The sequence below is a fragment of the Micromonospora sp. WMMD1274 genome (assembly GCF_049179035.1).
In the GTDB taxonomy this organism is placed as follows: domain Bacteria; phylum Actinomycetota; class Actinomycetes; order Mycobacteriales; family Micromonosporaceae; genus Micromonospora; species Micromonospora tulbaghiae.
Map to the genome: position 1 here is coordinate 4,966,304 of NZ_JBMHMG010000001.1, position 14,615 is coordinate 4,980,918.

The window sequence follows — 14,615 nt, forward strand, 5'->3', positions numbered from 1 at the left end:
GAATTCCCTCCCCGACGACCCCGGGAGCCCTGAACCTCCCGTGTTGATCCTCGTCGGTCTCCTTCTCATCACCGTCCTCACCGCCGCCACCGGTTACTTCGTGGCCCAGGAGTTCGGTTACGTCGCCGTGGACCGGGGCAAGCTCAAGCAGCTCGCCGACGGTGGCGACCGTGCCGCGGCCCGGGCCCTGGAGGTGACCGGGCGGCTCTCGTTCATGCTGTCCGGCGCGCAGCTCGGCATCACCGTGACCGCCCTGCTGGTCGGTTACGTCGCCGAGCCGTACCTGGGTGCCGGGCTGGCCGACCTGCTCGGCCTGGCCGGGCTGTCCACCTCGGTGTCGCTGCCGCTGTCGGTGGCCCTCGCCCTGATCATCGCCACGGTGGTGCAGATGGTCCTCGGCGAGCTGGCCCCGAAGAACCTGGCCATCGCGCGGGCCGAGCCGCTCGCCCGCGCGCTGTCCCGGTCCACCCTGATGTACCTGAAGATCGCCGGTCCGCTGATCACGCTGTTCGACCGGGCCGCCGTACGGCTGCTCCGCCGGGTCGGCATCGAGCCGATCGAGGAGCTGCCCAGCGGCGCCACCCCGCAGGACCTGGAACAGATCATCGCCGAGTCCCGGGAGGAGGGGCATCTCGACGCCGAGATGTCCGACCTGCTGGACCGGGGTCTGGACTTCCGGGAGCTGACCGCCGGGGAGGCGATGGTGCCCCGGGTCGACGTGCACACCGTCCGGGCCGACGAGCCGGTCAGCCGGATCGTCGAGCTGCTGGACACCGGCCACTCCCGGTTCCCGGTCAGCGGCGCCGAGGGCGTCGACGACCTGATCGGCGTGGTCGGCATCGCCGACGTGCTCGGGGTGCCCCCGGCGCAGCGCGCGACCACCCGGGTCGACGCGGTGGCCGTACCCCCGTTGCTGGTGCCCGAGACGCTGCCGCTGCCAACGGTGCTGGACCGCCTGCGGTCCGGGCACCGGCAGCTCGCCTGCGTGGTCGACGAGTACGGCGGCTTCGCCGGCGTGATCACGCTGGAGGACCTGGCCGAGGAGCTGGTCGGGCCGATCCGCGACGAGGACGACCCGCCGGACCGCGCCGCGGCGCGGCAGGAGGACGGCTCCTGGGTGGTCCCGGCGCGCTGGCGCATCGACGAGGTCGCCGACAGCACCGGCATCGAACTGCCGGAGGCGCCCGAGTACGACACGCTCTCCGGTCTGGTGATGCGTGAGCTGGGCCGGGTGCCCGAGGTCGGTGACCGGCTGGAGATCCCGGTCGCCACGGACGGCGACGGGCCGGCCGGCGGCCGGCGGGTGCTGGTCGAGGTGCTGGCCGTGGACCGGCACGTGGCCGACTCGGTGCGGCTGCGGCCGACCGCCGACGTGTCCGGGGAGGGTGGCGCATGAGCCCCGGGTTCGCGTTGATCTTCTCCGGGGTGCTGCTGGCGCTCAACGGGTTCTTCGTGGCCGCAGAGTTCGCGCTCGTCGCGGCCAAGCGGTACCGGCTGGAACAGGCGGCGGCCGGCGGCGGCCGGGCGGCCCGCGCGGCGCTGGACGGCGTCCGCGAGCTGAGCCTCATGCTGGCGGGCGCGCAGCTCGGCATCACGCTGTGCACGCTGGGTCTGGGCGCGCTGGCCGAGCCGGCCATCGAGCACCTGCTCAGCCCGCTGCTGCACGCGGTCGGCCTGCCCGCCGCGGCCAGTCACGTGGTGGCGCTGGTGTTCGCGCTGTCGCTCGTGACGTTCCTGCACCTGGTGGTCGGCGAGATGGCCCCGAAGTCGTGGGCGATCACCGACGCGGAGCGTTCGGCGACGCTGCTGGCGCTGCCGTTCCGGGCGTTCGCCCGGATCGTCCGGCCGGTGCTGTCCGTGCTCAACGGGCTGGCGAACGCGATGCTGCGCCTGTTCGGGGTGCAGCAGCAGGACCAGCTGGCCCAGGTGCACGGCCCGGACGAGCTGCGCATCCTGCTGGAGCAGTCCCGGGAGCACGGGCTGCTCGGCGCCGAGCAGCACCAGTTGCTCAGCAGCATGCTGGAGCTTCAGGGCACCACAGTCGCCCAGGTGATGGAGCCGTTCGACCGGATCGTCACGGTGGGCCGGGGCGAGACCGCCGAGCGGATCGAGCACGTGTCCCGCGACAGCGGCCGCTCCCGGCTGGCGGTGGTCGACACCGGTGGCGAGGTGTGCGGGCTGGTGCACGTACGCGAGGCGGTGCGCGCCGTCACCACCGGCCGGCCGGCGACCGCGGAGGAGTTGATGACCAACGCCTTCACGCTGCCGGCCGAGGCGTCGGTGACCGAGGCGGTGGCCGCGATGCGGGCGCAGCAGGCGCAGCTCGCGCTGGTGAGCAACGGCGGTGGGCCGACCCGCCCGATCGGGTTCGTCGCGCTGGAGGACCTCCTGGAGGAGGTCATCGGCGAGTTCGACGACGAGACCGACCCGGTGCCGCGAGGCCGCCGGATGCGCTGACCGTCATGATCCATGCCGGCCCGGCGAGGTGGGAGACCACCCCGCCGGGCCGGCGTCCGTTCCGGCCTGGCATGGCCGGGCGGGCAGCGGGAAAGCCCCGGCATGCGGTTGACCGGCGTGTCGCGGGACTCCGCCTGGACCGGGCTCTCGGTGAGCACCACGGTGCCCAACCCGAGCACCCGGCCGGGCCTGCGCCTGCCGGGCCGGGTGACGCTCGCCGCCGGCGGCTCGGACGTGCCGGTCCGGCACATCCGGCTGGGGTTGGTGACCCAGGTCGAACCGGAGGACCCGGAGGCGCCGCGCCGCCTGGTGCAGTTCCAGACGTGGACGATCGCGGGACGGTTCGTGGTGCCGGCCGGGCGGCGGCGGGCGGTCGACTTCGCCGTGCCGCTGCCGTGGGAGTCGCCGGTGACCACGTACGGCGGGGTGCCGTTGCTGAGCCTTCGTACCGGGCTGCGCACCGAGGTGTCGGTGGACCCGGAGGTGGACCAGGGCGCGATGGTGCCGGTGCTGATCCACCCGCTGCCCACCCAGGAGCATGTGCTCGCCGCGCTGGACACGCTCGGCTTCGCGATCCGGCAGGCGGGGCTGCGTGAGGGACGGCTGCCGGGGGTGGAGCAGACGTTGCCGTTCCAGCAGTGGTACGGGTTCTGGGCCGCCCCGCTCTACGCCGGCCCGATGACCGAACTCGAAGTGATCATGCTGACCGACCCGGCCGGCATGGAGGTGCTGCTCTGGGTGGACCGGCGGCTCTCCCTGGCCGGGATCACCCACCAGAGCATCAGCCGGTTCCGGGTCTGGCACGCCGGGGCCGACCAGCGCGACTGGGTGGCCACAGTGGACGGCTGGCTGCGGCACACCATCGACCGGCACGCGGCGGCCGCCGCGCACGCCGACTGGTCCGCCACGATCCGCGAGTCGGCGCACGTCAGCCGCCGGCCCGACCGGCCCGTCGCGCCGGGCTACGGGCTCGGTGGGACGGCCGGCGGCGCGGGCATCGGCGGTGGTGGCGGAGGTGGTGACGGCACCTGACCGGCGCCGCCGGTCAGCCGGCGGCGAGCTTGAGGCTGAAGCCGAGGAACAGCACCGCGACCGCCGTGGTGCCGCTCGCGGCGAGCCGGCGGCGCTGCCGGAACTGGGCCGCCAGGTACGTGCCGGTGAAGATCAGCACGGTCAGGTAGATCGCGCTGGCGACCTGTGCGATCAGCCCGAGCAGCAGGAAGGACAGCGCCGGCCACGCGTACCCGGGGTCGACGAACTGGATGAAGAACGAGACGAAGAACAGGATCGCCTTCGGGTTGAGCAGGCTGATCACCAGCGCCCGCCGGAACGGCTCCCGCTGTTCCGCCGGCTCGACCTCGTCGATCAGGCGCGGCGTGGCCGGGTCGTTGCGGTCGCGCCAGCGCCGCCACGCGCCGCGCAACATGGCCAGCCCCAGATACCCGAGGTACGCCGCGCCGGCGTACTTGATCACCAGGTAGAGCGGCGGGTACGCCTGGAGCAGCGAGGCCACCCCGGCGGCGGACAGCACCATCAGCACCGCGTCGCCGACGAACACTCCGGCGGCGGCCCGGTAACCGGTGGCCACGCCCCGGCGGGCGGCGGTGGCCAGCACGAAGAGCGAGTTCGGCCCGGGCAGCAGCACGATCGCCACTGTGCCCAGCACGTACGTCCAGATGTCGGTGATCCCCAGCACGCCGGACATCATGACGCCGCGCCCGCCGTGGGGCGAAGCCTTTCCCGCAGGCTGACCTGTGCCTTCCGCCACTCCTGCGCGAGCATGGAGTACTGCACGGTGTCCCGCCAGGAGCCGTCGGCGCGCTGCTTGTGCTGCCGCAGCACGCCCTCCCGGCTCGCGCCGAGCCGTGCGATCGCCCGCTGCGAGCGTTCGTTGCGGATGTCGGTGTGCCAGACCACGCGGACCGCGTCCAGGTCGTCGAAGGCCCGGCCCAGCAGCAGCAGCTTCGCCTCGGTGTTGACGCCGGTACGCCACCACGGGCGGCCCAGCCAGGTGTAGCCGACGGCCAGCGACCGGCGGACCGGGTCGATCTCGTAGTACGAGGTCGTGCCGATCACCGCGCCGGTGACCGCGCAACGCTGGGTCCAGCACACCTGCTCGCCGCGCTCCTGCGCGTCCAGGTAGCCGGCGACCACCCGGCGCATCTCGTCGGCGTCGGCGGGCTGCGTGCCGCCCAGGTGCCGCCAGACCTCCGGGTCGGCGGTGGCGGCGTACAGCTCGTCGGCGTGGGCGAGGTCGAGCGGCTCCAGCACGACGTGCTCACCGCGCAGCACCGCCGGCTCGTGCCACGGCGAGCGGGCCGTCCGCAGGTACGCCGGCACCGGCGCGGCCACCCCGGGCGCCGGTTCGGGGCGGCCCGGCGTGAGCCGCAGCGGCACCACACCGGCCCAGTACGGCAGCGCCTCGTCGGCCGGCTCGTCGTTGACGCCGCCGGTGCGCATCCGTACCGACACCTCGCGCAGCGGCAGCGCCAGCACGGCCGTCTCGGCCAGCTCGCGCCGGTTCGGCGGGCGGCTGTCGCCGGACCGGCCGGTGGCCACCTTCTCCACCAGCGCGGTCATCACGGCGGCCTTCTCGCCGGGGTCGTCGACGAGCCGGGCGGTGCCGTGCGCCACCACCGAGCGGTAGTTGGCGCTGTGGTGGAACTGGGAGCGGGCGTAGATCAGCCCGTCGAGGTGGGTGACGGCGACGCAGACCGGCAGCCCGGCCTCGCCCCGGGCGGCGAGCAGCGCCCGGCTGCCGGTGGACCCGTGCAGGTAGAGCGTGTCGCCGAGGCGGACGTGCAGCGTCGGGAGGACGCGCGGCTCACCGTCGACTGTGAACGCCAGCGCGCAGTGGTACGCCTCGTCGAGCAGCGCGTGGGCGGTCGCCCGGTCGTAGTGCATCCGGTCGCGGACGCGGCTGGCGGTGGTGCGTTCGGTCGGGGGGTACACGTGACATCCCACCTTCGTGCTAGTACAATCTCCGAACTGTGGCAGCACATTATCAGATCGTCGGCTCCACCTCAGCCGCGATTTCGGCAAGCGTCGAATCCGGCATCCGCACCGGTGACCTCGCTCCGGGCGACGCCCTGCCCGCCGTCCGGGCGCTCGCCGCCGACCTCGGCGTCAGCCCGGCCACCGTCGCGAAGGCGTACCAGGAACTGCGGCAACGCGGCCTGGTCGCGACCGCCGGCCGGCACGGCACCCGGGTGCGCCCCCGCCCGCCGGTCGCCGCCCGCCGCTCCGCGCTGCTGCCCCCGCCGCTGACCGGCGGCCGCGATCTCTCCGCCGGTCAGCCCGACCCCCGGCTGCTGCCCCCGCTCGGGCCGCACCTGGCCGCGCTCGCCGCCGAGATCGGACCCCCCGGCGGGTACGCGACCGACGCCGTGCTGCCCGACCTGGCCGCCCTGGCCCGGGACCGGCTCACCGCGGACGGGGTGCCGGACGGCGAGCTGACAGTCACCGGCGGCGCGCTTGACGGCATCGAACGGCTGCTCGCCGCCCACCTGCGCCCCGGTGACGCGGTGGCGGTGGAGGATCCGGGCTGGGCCAACCTGCTCGACCTGATCGCCGCGCTCGGGCTGCGTACCGTCGGGGTGCCGGTGGACGACGAGGGCCCCACCGTCGGCGGCGTCCGGGCGGCGCTGGCCGCCGGGGTCCGGGCGCTCGTGGTGACCAGCCGGGCGCAGAACCCGACCGGCGCCGCCGTCTCCGCCGGCCGGGCCGACGCGCTGCGGACGCTGCTCGCCGGCCGCGCCGACCTGCTGCTGATCGAGGACGACCACGCCGCCGAGCTGGCCCGCGTACCCCTGTGCCCGCTCGCCGGGGCGACCCCGGCGTGGGCCTTCGTCCGGTCGGTGAGCAAGCCCTACGGGCCCGACCTGCGGCTGGCTGTGCTGGCCGGCGACGAGGCCACAGTGGCCCGGGTCGCCGGGCGGGCGCGGGTCGGCGCCGGCTGGGTCTCCACGGTGCTGCAACGCCTGGTCCTGTCGCTCTGGCGCGACCCGGCCACCGCCGGGCTGGTGCGGCACGCGGCGGACAGCTACGACAGGCGGCGCGACGGGCTGGTGGCCGCGCTCGCCGCGCGTGGGGTGGCCGCGCACGGGCGTACCGGGATCAACGTGTGGGTGCCGGTGCCCGACGAGACGGTGGCGGTCACGACGCTGCGCGACGCCGGGTGGTCGCTCGCCCCCGGCGGCCTGTACCGGATCGCCGCCGCCCCCGCCGTGCGCGTCTCGGTGAGCGCGCTGGACGAGGCGGACATCCCCGCGCTCGCCGACGCGATCGCCCGCGCCACCCGGCCCACCCCGACCTTCACCGCCTGATCGCGGCAAGCGCTCGCGTGGGCTCCGCCCGACGGGGTAGAACGGTCGGCATGGCCGAGACCGAGAGCGCCCCCGGAGCGCAGGAGTTCATCCCGCCGTCGGCGGACACCATCGACGAGCTGCGCGCCGCGGCGGGCGGCTGCCGGGGCTGCGAGCTGTACCGGGACGCCACCCAGACCGTCTTCGGCCGCGGCGACGAACACGCGCGCGTGGTCTTCGTCGGCGAGCAGCCGGGCGACATCGAGGACCAGAAGGGGCTGCCGTTCGTCGGCCCGGCCGGACGGCTGCTGCGCAAGGCCGTCGACGACGCGGCGCTGGACCCGGCCCAGATCTACCTGACGAACGCCGTGAAGCACTTCCGGTTCGAGCTGCGCGGCAAGCGGCGCATCCACCAGACCCCGGACCGGGTGCACGTCACCGCCTGCCGGCCCTGGCTGGTCGCCGAGTTCGCCCGGCTGCGCCCGGAGATCGTGGTCGTGCTCGGCGCGACAGCCGCCAAGGCGCTGCTCGGCCCGAGCTTCCGGGTGACGAAGCAGCGCGGTGAGCTGATGCCCTGGCCCGCCGCCGCCCAGCACCCGGAGGACTTCGAGCGGGTGCCGGTGGACCGGACGGGCGCTGTGGCCGACGCCCCGGCGGCCCGGCTGCTCGCCACCATCCACCCGTCCGCGGTGCTGCGCGCCGACAACCAGGACGTCGCGTACGAGGGGCTGGTCGCCGACCTGAAGGTGGCCGCCAAGGCGCTGCGCTGACTCAGGAGCGCTGTTGCCAGGTGCAGAGGCAGACGCGGTTGCCGTCCGGGTCGGCGAGCACCCAGAAGCTCGGCGCCTCCGCGTCGCTGACCAGCGTGCCGCCGGCCGCCAGCGCCGCAGCGATGCGCGCGTCCACCTCGGCCGGGTCGACCCACACGTCCGGGTGCCACCGCTGCCGGGGCTCGTCCCGGCCGGAACGCTGGAACCAGACCGTCGGCAGCACGCCGTCCGGGTCGCGTACCTCGTCGTCGTCCGGGCCCCGGCCGCCCGGCGACCGCCAGGCCAGGACCGCCCGCCAGAACGGCAGCACCGCCGCGTGCTCCGGGGTGTCCAGCGCGAGTTCCAGGCGGGCGAGCCCGGCCGCCGACAGGGTCAGCCCGGCGTCGGCGGCCAGCGCCGAGATCGTCCGGGCCAGCCGCAGGTCACGCTGGGTCACGCCGCCCGCGTCGTGCGACCACAGCCGCACGTCGACGTGGGTGTAGCGCAGGTCCAGGTCAGGATGATGGTCGACCCGCTCGGCCTCCGCGCCCACCGCGGCCACCAACGCCAGTCCGGCTGCGAAATCGGGGGTACGGATGCGCGTCTGCAACGCCCCCAGCAGGTACGTCCACCCGTCCAGCCCGGCCTCGGCGACCTGTTTCCCCGTGAGTGTGCTCATCCGGCCATCCTGGTCTGTCCGCCGCCCGTCCGCCACCGTCCACAGAGGGCTCACGGATCGACACGCAGGGATACGATCCGGGCATGGCCGACTCCCGACCTCGTGTGTCACTGCTCCGGTTCGGCGCTCCCGGCCCGTACGTGGCCTCCATGCTGTTCGCCGGCCTCCTCTGGCTGCCCGTCCGGCTCTGGGAGGAGTGGGACGGGTCCGCGCAGGTCGCGGTGGTCCGCGCCGGTCTGGGCGCGGTGATCTGGGGGTTCGCGCTTTTCTTCACGCTGAGCCGGTTCGGGAAGCCGCGCCCCGCCGAGGCGGACCGGGCCGCCGCCTGGGCGGTCACCGAGACCGCGCTGCGCCGGGGTGAGCCGCCCGCCGACGAGGCGGGGCGTGCGGCGGTGACGGACGACCTGTCCGCGGTACGCCGGGGAGCGCTGTTCGGGGCGGCCGGTGGCGTGGTGCTGCTCGGCCCGCTGATCGTGCTCGCCATCCGCGCCGGGTGGGAACTTGCCGGGGTCGGGTTCGGGATCGTCCTGGTCGCGGTGCTGGCCGAAGCCGTGCGTACCGGCCGCCGGGAGCGCCGGCTGCGAGCGGCGCTCACCCCTGTCCAGGACGGGTGAGCGGTGCCAGACTGGCCGCCATGGAGCAGCATCTCTACGAGCCCGTCCACGACGAGTTCCGCGACCTGTGCCGCCGGTTCCTGACCCGGGAGGCGGTGCCGCACCACGAGCGCTGGGAGGCCGACGGGATCGTCGACCGGGAGGTGTGGCGGGCCGCCGGCGCCGCCGGGCCGCTCGGCCCGGACGTCGACCCCGAGTACGGCGGCGGCGGGCAGCGCGACTTCCGGTTCAACGCGGTGCTGGACGAGGAGATCGTCGCGTCCGGGTGCTCGGGCCTCGGGTTCGGGCTGCACAACGACGTGGTCGCGCCGTACCTGACCGAGCTGACCACCGACGACCAGCGCAAGCGGTGGCTGCCGGGCTTCTGCTCCGGCGACCTGGTCACCGCGATCGCGATGAGCGAGCCGGGCGCGGGCAGCGACCTGGCCGGCATCCGCACCGGCGCGGTGCGCGACGGCGACAGCCTGGTCCTCAACGGGCAGAAGACGTTCATCACCAACGGTGAGATGGCCGACCTGGTGGTCGTGGTGGTCAAGACCGCGCCGGACCAGGGCGCCCACGGGGTGAGCCTGGTCGTGGTGGAGAGCGGCACACCGGGCTTCAGCCGGGGCCGCCGCCTGGCGAAGGTCGGCCTGAAGGCCAACGACACCGCCGAGCTGTTCTTCGACGACTGCCGGGTGCCGGCGGAGAACCTGATCGGCACCGAGAACCACGGCTTCTACCACCTGATGGCCAACCTGCCCCGGGAGCGGTTGAGCATCGCCGTGGCAGCGGTGGCGGCCTGCGAGAAGCTGCTCGCGCTCACCATCGAGTACGCCCGCTCCCGCGAGGCGTTCGGGCGGCCGATCGGCCGGTTCCAGCACAACCGGTTCCTGCTGGCCGAGCTGGACACCGAGGTCACGATCGCGCGCACGTTCGTCAACCACTGCATCGCCGAGTTCAACGCGGGCCGCCTGTCGGTGACCGACGCGGCGAAGGCCAAGTGGTGGACCACCGAGCTGCAGACCAGGGTGGCCGACCGGTGCGTGCAGCTGCACGGCGGCTACGGCTTCATGGCGGAGTACCCGGTGGCGAAGGCGTGGCTGGACAGCCGGGTGCAGACCATCTACGGCGGCACCACCGAGATCATGAAGGAGATCATCGGCCGGGGCCTCGGCCTGTAGCGAAACCGGGTTGCCGGTCGGACGGACCGGCGGGGGAGGATGAGGGCATCCGTCCTCACCAGGAGCGCGCATGTCCACCGACCTGACCGCGCCGGCCCCGCCCCGGCCCGACGTCGCCGGCATCCAGCGGCGTACCGTCCGGCTGCTGTTCCTCACCCAGATCATCGGCGGCATCGGCGTCACCATCGGCATCTCGGTCGGCGCGCTGCTCGCCGCCCGGGTGGCCGGCACCGCCCTGGCCGGGCTGGCGCAGAGCGCCGGTGTGGTCGGCGCCGCGCTGCTCGCCATCCCGGTCACCCGGCTCATGGCCGCGCGTGGCCGACGGCCGGGGCTGGTCCTCGCGTACGCGGTCGGCGCGGTCGGCGGCGTGCTGGTGGTGGTCGCCACCGTGACGCGCCTGGTGCCGCTGCTCTTCGTCGGCATGCTGCTGTTCGGCGGCGGCACGGCGGCCAACCTCCAGGCCCGCTACACGGCTGTGGACCTGGCCGAGCCGCAGCGCCGGGGGCGGCAGCTCTCGCTGGTGGTGTGGGCGACCACCATCGGCGCGGTGGCCGCGCCGAACTTCGCCGCGCTCGCCGACGAGACGACCCGGGGCTGGGGCCTGCCGGCGCTGGCCGGCCCGTTCGCCTTCAGCGCCGTCGCGTTCACGCTCACCGCCGTCGTACTCCTGGTCCTGCTGCGGCCGGACCCGCTGCTCACCGCGCGCCGGCTGACGGCGGCCGAGCCGGCGCCGGGCGCCGCACCGGCGGTCACCCGCCGCGGTGGCATGGTCGCCGCGTGGCGCACGGTACGCGGGCGGCCGGCCGCCCGCCTCGGCATCGCCGCTGTCGCGGTGGGGCACCTGGTGATGGTCGCGGTGATGTCGATGACCCCGGTGCACCTCGGCGAGTGGCACTCCGACGAGGACGTGCTGCCGGTGGTCGGCCTGGTGCTGAGCCTGCACATCGCCGGCATGTACGCGCTGTCGCCGGTGGTGGGGTGGCTCACCGACCGGGTCGGCCGGCGCCCGGTGATCCTCGGCGGGGTGGCGCTGCTGCTGGCCGCGTGCGCGGTGTCCGGCACCGCCGGGCACCACACGCCGCTGCTGTCGGTGGGGCTGACGCTGCTCGGGCTGGGCTGGTCGGGCACGATGGTGGCGGGCTCGACGCTGCTGTCGGAGTCGGTGCCCACCGCCGACCGGCCCGGCGTGCAGGGCCTGTCCGACCTGCTCATGGGGCTGGCCGGGGCGGGCGCGGCGGCGGCGAGCGGGTTCGTCATGCGAGCCGTGGGGTACCCGACGCTCACCCTGCTGTCGGCGATCGCGGTGGTGCCGCTGGTGGCGCTGGCGCTGCGCCGTACCGGCACTGCACCACTCGACGAGGAGGACTGAACACGTGCGGCTGACCGACTTCTGGACGCGGCTGGAGGAGGCGTTCGGCCCGGGGTACGCGGCCAGCATCGCCAGCGACCAGGTGCTGCCCCAGCTCGGCGGGCGGACCATCGAGCAGGCCCTCGCCGCCGGTGAGGAAACGCACGTGGTGTGGCGTGCCGTGGTCGCCGCATACCCGGACCGGGTGCCCGCCCGACTACGCTGAGCAGCCTTTTCGTCGATCCCGCGTGTCGCTTGCCCAGTCGTACACCTGTTCGGCTATTGTCCACAGCGGGGTGCTCGTCCACAGCTCACGGCCCGTCGGCTGGTTTTCTGTCGGACCCAGCGCCTAGCGTGTCCCGCGTGACGCGAAGCTCAGGAAAGACGCCGGCGAAGGCAGGGGTGGCAACGATGGCAGCAGGGCCTGACCGGGAGAAGGCGCTCGACCTTGCTCTCGCTCAGATCGACAAGCAGTTCGGCAAGGGTTCGGTGATGCGGCTGGGGGAGCGGCCCGTCGTGCAGACGGCTGTCATCCCGACCGGCTCCATCGCGCTCGACGTGGCGCTCGGCGTGGGCGGTCTGCCCCGCGGCCGCGTGGTCGAGATCTACGGTCCGGAGTCCAGCGGTAAGACCACCGTCGCCCTGCACGCGGTGGCGAACGCCCAGCGCGCCGGCGGCATCGCCGCGTTCATCGACGCCGAGCACGCGCTCGACCCGGAGTACGCGCGGGCCCTCGGCGTCGACACCGACGCCCTGCTGGTCTCCCAGCCGGACACCGGCGAGCAGGCGCTGGAGATCGCGGACATGCTGGTCCGCTCCGGCGCGATCGACATCATCGTGATCGACTCGGTGGCGGCCCTGGTGCCGCGCGCCGAGATCGAGGGCGAGATGGGCGACAGCCACGTCGGCCTCCAGGCCCGGCTGATGAGCCAGGCGCTGCGGAAGATCACCGGTGTGCTCAACAACACCGGCACCACCGCGATCTTCATCAACCAGCTCCGCGAGAAGATCGGCGTGATGTTCGGCAGCCCGGAGACCACCACCGGTGGCCGTGCGCTGAAGTTCTACGCCTCGGTCCGGCTCGACGTGCGCCGCATCGAGAGCCTCAAGGACGGCACCGACGTGGTCGGTAACCGCACCCGGGTCAAGGTCGTGAAGAACAAGGTCGCCGCGCCGTTCAAGCAGGCCGAGTTCGACATCATGTACGGCAAGGGCATCTCGCGCGAGGGCTCGCTGATCGACGTCGGCGTGGAGCAGGCGATCATCCGCAAGTCGGGCGCCTGGTACACCTACGACGGTGACCAGCTCGGCCAGGGCAAGGAGAAGGCCCGCGAGTTCCTCCGCGAGAACCCGGACGTGGCGGCCGAGATCGAGAAGAAGATCCTGGAGAAGCTCGGCGTCGGCACCGGCGGTGCCGGTGACGCCACCGGCGGCCCGGAGCTGCCGCCGGTCGACTTCTGATCCGCTGACCCGTGGCAGGACGACGCGCCCGTACGGGCCGGGGCTGGGATGCCGGCCCACCCCGTACGGGCGACGCCACAGGTACGCCCCGGCCTCGCCGGGGACGCCGTGATCGCGCGGCGGAGCCCGATGCAGGGGAGGCTCCGGCTCCGCCGCGCGACGAGGCCGAGGTGGCCCGGGAGATCTGTCTGCGGCAGCTCGCGGTGCGCCCGCGTACCCGGGCCGAGCTGGCCGGTGCGCTGGCCCGCCGCGGCATCTCCGAGGAGGTCGCCGAGCAGGTCCTCGACCGGTACGACGAGGTCGGCATCGTCGACGACGCCGCCTTCGCACGTGCCTGGGTGAGCAGCCGGCACAACGGCCGCGGGCTGGCCCGCCGTGCGCTCGCCAACGAGCTGCGCCAGCGCGGCGTCGACGGCGAGGTGGCCGGCGCGGCCCTGGACGGGCTGGACGAGGAGACCGAGGCGCAGACCGCCCGCGCCCTGGTGGAGCGCAAACTGCGCAGCACCCGGGGCGAGCCCGACGCGGTGTTCCGGCGCCTGGTCGGCATGCTGGCGCGCAAGGGCTACCCGGCCGGGGTGGCGATCCGGGCGGTGAAGGACGCGCTGGCCGCGCAGAGCGCCGAGGCGGCCGAGTTCGCCGAGCACATCGACGCCGACGCGATGGCCGACGCCGAGAACGACCTCGACTCCCGCCGGCCCGACTGACCGGCCGCCCTTGTCGCGGCCGCCGACCCAGGAGAGGCGCACACCGGTGCTGAAGGCGTGTCTCAACGGCACACGACGGCGGGACGAGCACCCCGCCGTACCGCTCACTCCGGCCGAACTGGCCGCCGACGCGGTGCGCTGCGCGACCGTCGGGGTGGCGGCGGTGCACGTGCACCCGCGCGACGACAGCGGCACCGAGTCGCTCGACCCGGCGGTGATCGCCGCGGCGGTCACCGCCATCCGCGACGCCCGTCCCGGCCTGCCGGTCGGCGTGAGCACCGGCGCCTGGATCGTCCCCGACCCGGCCGCGCGGGTCGCCGCCGTCCGCGCCTGGACGGTGCTGCCCGACTTCGCCTCGGTCAACGCCCACGAACCCGGAGCGGCCGAGGTCGCCGCCGCCCTGCACGAGCGCGGCGTGATGATCGAGGCCGGTCTGTGGACGCCGTCAGCGATCGACGCCTGGCGCCGCTGGTCCACGCCCACCGGACGGATCCTCGTCGAGTGCATGGCCGAGCAGGTCGAGACGGCGCTCGCCGACGCGGCGGCGATCCTCGGCGCGCTGCCCGGCGAGCACCCGCCGGTGCTGCTGCACGGCGAGGGTCCGGCCACCTGGCCGGTGTACGCCGAGGCGGTCCGGCGTGGCCTGCACACCCGGATCGGCCTGGAGGACACGCTGCTGCTACCCGACGGCACCCAGGCCCCCGACAACGCCACCTTGGTAACCACAGCCCGAGCCACCGCCGCTCCCTGACCCACCCCACCCCGGTCCCGCCCGCTCCAGCCCCGCCCGGCCCGGTCGCGCCCGCCCCAGCCCCGCCCGGCCCGACCCGGCCCGCCCCAGCCCGCCCCAGCCCGGTTGATCATGAAGTTGACGGCACTTCCCGTCCGTTTTGTCCAGGCCAACTTCATGATCGAGCCCGTCAACCTCATGATCGTGCGGGGAGGGGCGGGCCGAGGGGCCGTCGCGCCTCCCTCGCCGGCGTGCCTGCGACGGCCCGGTCGGCTCGGCGCGGTGATCAAGGAGTTTGTGTCACGGGAGGAGCCGTGGGGTGACGTCAACTCCTTGATCGTGTGGGCGGGTGGCGGGCGGCGTCGATGGGGCAGAGGGCCTGAGCAGGCCGGGAGCGGCGAGCAGT

Annotated in this window: 14 protein-coding genes and 1 pseudogene; 12 read left to right on the forward strand and 3 right to left on the reverse strand. The window is 74.3% G+C overall.

The window, feature by feature from the left end:
- Positions 1 to 40: 40 nt before the first annotated feature.
- The 3 genes from ACN27D_RS23630 (at position 41) to ACN27D_RS23640 (ending at position 3,489) form a co-directional block, all read left to right on the forward strand.
- A complete protein-coding gene (locus ACN27D_RS23630) occupies positions 41 to 1,396 on the forward strand; it encodes a hemolysin family protein (RefSeq protein ID WP_350814242.1) in 1,356 nt (451 codons plus the stop codon).
- Positions 1,393 to 2,457: a hemolysin family protein gene (locus ACN27D_RS23635; RefSeq protein WP_350814243.1), complete on the forward strand. Its 1,065-nt coding sequence runs from the start codon at positions 1,393 to 1,395 to the stop codon at positions 2,455 to 2,457. Before ACN27D_RS23630 ends, ACN27D_RS23635 begins: the two co-directional genes overlap by 4 nt.
- A 102-nt stretch (positions 2,458 to 2,559) precedes the next feature.
- Entirely contained in the window at positions 2,560 to 3,489 is a 930-nt protein-coding gene (locus tag ACN27D_RS23640) for a sporulation protein (protein WP_421500011.1), read from the forward strand.
- Between the two features lie 13 nt (positions 3,490 to 3,502).
- On the opposite strand, the gene leuE is transcribed toward ACN27D_RS23640, so the two are convergent.
- On the reverse strand, positions 3,503 to 4,165 hold the full coding sequence (gene leuE / locus ACN27D_RS23645) for a leucine efflux protein LeuE (protein WP_120571072.1): 663 nt from the start codon (positions 4,163 to 4,165) through the stop codon (positions 3,503 to 3,505).
- The gene (locus tag ACN27D_RS23650) at positions 4,162 to 5,409 is read right to left on the reverse strand and encodes a bifunctional pyridoxamine 5'-phosphate oxidase family protein/GNAT family N-acetyltransferase (protein ID WP_421500012.1); all 1,248 of its coding nucleotides are present in this window, start codon (positions 5,407 to 5,409) and stop codon (positions 4,162 to 4,164) included. Before ACN27D_RS23650 ends, leuE begins: the two co-directional genes overlap by 4 nt.
- 38 nt (positions 5,410 to 5,447) lie before the next feature.
- Between ACN27D_RS23650 and ACN27D_RS23655 the strand changes: the two genes are divergently transcribed.
- Both ACN27D_RS23655 and ACN27D_RS23660 read left to right on the forward strand, forming a co-directional pair.
- The gene (locus ACN27D_RS23655) at positions 5,448 to 6,782 is read left to right on the forward strand and encodes an aminotransferase class I/II-fold pyridoxal phosphate-dependent enzyme (RefSeq protein WP_421500013.1); all 1,335 of its coding nucleotides are present in this window, start codon (positions 5,448 to 5,450) and stop codon (positions 6,780 to 6,782) included.
- Between the two features lie 50 nt (positions 6,783 to 6,832).
- A complete protein-coding gene (locus tag ACN27D_RS23660; RefSeq protein WP_121686670.1) occupies positions 6,833 to 7,531 on the forward strand; it encodes a UdgX family uracil-DNA binding protein in 699 nt (232 codons plus the stop codon).
- A gap of 1 nt (position 7,532) precedes the next feature.
- Here the strand turns inward: ACN27D_RS23660 and ACN27D_RS23665 are convergent, their stop codons facing one another.
- Entirely contained in the window at positions 7,533 to 8,189 is a 657-nt protein-coding gene (locus tag ACN27D_RS23665; protein ID WP_252454439.1) for a 4a-hydroxytetrahydrobiopterin dehydratase, read from the reverse strand.
- Between the two features lie 83 nt (positions 8,190 to 8,272).
- On the opposite strand from ACN27D_RS23665, the gene ACN27D_RS23670 reads away from it, so the two are divergent.
- From ACN27D_RS23670 to ACN27D_RS23700, 7 genes and pseudogenes are all read left to right on the forward strand, one after another.
- On the forward strand, positions 8,273 to 8,803 hold the full coding sequence (locus ACN27D_RS23670) for a hypothetical protein (RefSeq protein ID WP_421500014.1): 531 nt from the start codon (positions 8,273 to 8,275) through the stop codon (positions 8,801 to 8,803).
- Between the two features lie 20 nt (positions 8,804 to 8,823).
- Positions 8,824 to 9,966: an acyl-CoA dehydrogenase family protein gene (locus tag ACN27D_RS23675; protein ID WP_421500015.1), complete on the forward strand. Its 1,143-nt coding sequence runs from the start codon at positions 8,824 to 8,826 to the stop codon at positions 9,964 to 9,966.
- Between the two features lie 70 nt (positions 9,967 to 10,036).
- Positions 10,037 to 11,349 (forward strand): annotated as a pseudogene (locus ACN27D_RS23680) (MFS transporter).
- Complete coding sequence (locus ACN27D_RS23685) at positions 11,340 to 11,540, forward strand: DUF3046 domain-containing protein (RefSeq protein WP_120571064.1); 201 nt, start codon at positions 11,340 to 11,342, stop codon at positions 11,538 to 11,540. The pseudogene ACN27D_RS23680 and the gene ACN27D_RS23685 overlap by 10 nt, the downstream one beginning before the upstream one ends.
- A gap of 185 nt (positions 11,541 to 11,725) precedes the next feature.
- Positions 11,726 to 12,775, forward strand: coding sequence for a recombinase RecA (recA, locus tag ACN27D_RS23690; RefSeq protein ID WP_073830227.1), 1,050 nt, complete (start codon positions 11,726 to 11,728; stop codon positions 12,773 to 12,775).
- Positions 12,776 to 12,786: 11 nt separating this feature from the next.
- On the forward strand, positions 12,787 to 13,479 hold the full coding sequence (locus ACN27D_RS23695; protein ID WP_120571062.1) for a regulatory protein RecX: 693 nt from the start codon (positions 12,787 to 12,789) through the stop codon (positions 13,477 to 13,479).
- 46 nt (positions 13,480 to 13,525) lie between these two features.
- Positions 13,526 to 14,230, forward strand: coding sequence for a 3-keto-5-aminohexanoate cleavage protein (locus tag ACN27D_RS23700; RefSeq protein WP_421500016.1), 705 nt, complete (start codon positions 13,526 to 13,528; stop codon positions 14,228 to 14,230).
- Positions 14,231 to 14,615 lie beyond the last annotated feature (385 nt).

Coding starts and splice junctions, on each gene's coding strand:
- recA (WP_073830227.1), top strand. CDS start 11,726: ATGGCAGCAGGGCCTGACCGGGAGAAGGCGCTCGACCTTGCTCTCGCT.
- ACN27D_RS23675 (WP_421500015.1), top strand. CDS start 8,824: ATGGAGCAGCATCTCTACGAGCCCGTCCACGACGAGTTCCGCGACCTG.
- ACN27D_RS23665 (WP_252454439.1), bottom strand. CDS start 8,189: ATGAGCACACTCACGGGGAAACAGGTCGCCGAGGCCGGGCTGGACGGG.
- leuE (WP_120571072.1), bottom strand. CDS start 4,165: ATGATGTCCGGCGTGCTGGGGATCACCGACATCTGGACGTACGTGCTG.
- ACN27D_RS23670 (WP_421500014.1), top strand. CDS start 8,273: ATGGCCGACTCCCGACCTCGTGTGTCACTGCTCCGGTTCGGCGCTCCC.
- ACN27D_RS23660 (WP_121686670.1), top strand. CDS start 6,833: ATGGCCGAGACCGAGAGCGCCCCCGGAGCGCAGGAGTTCATCCCGCCG.
- ACN27D_RS23640 (WP_421500011.1), top strand. CDS start 2,560: ATGCGGTTGACCGGCGTGTCGCGGGACTCCGCCTGGACCGGGCTCTCG.
- ACN27D_RS23635 (WP_350814243.1), top strand. CDS start 1,393: ATGAGCCCCGGGTTCGCGTTGATCTTCTCCGGGGTGCTGCTGGCGCTC.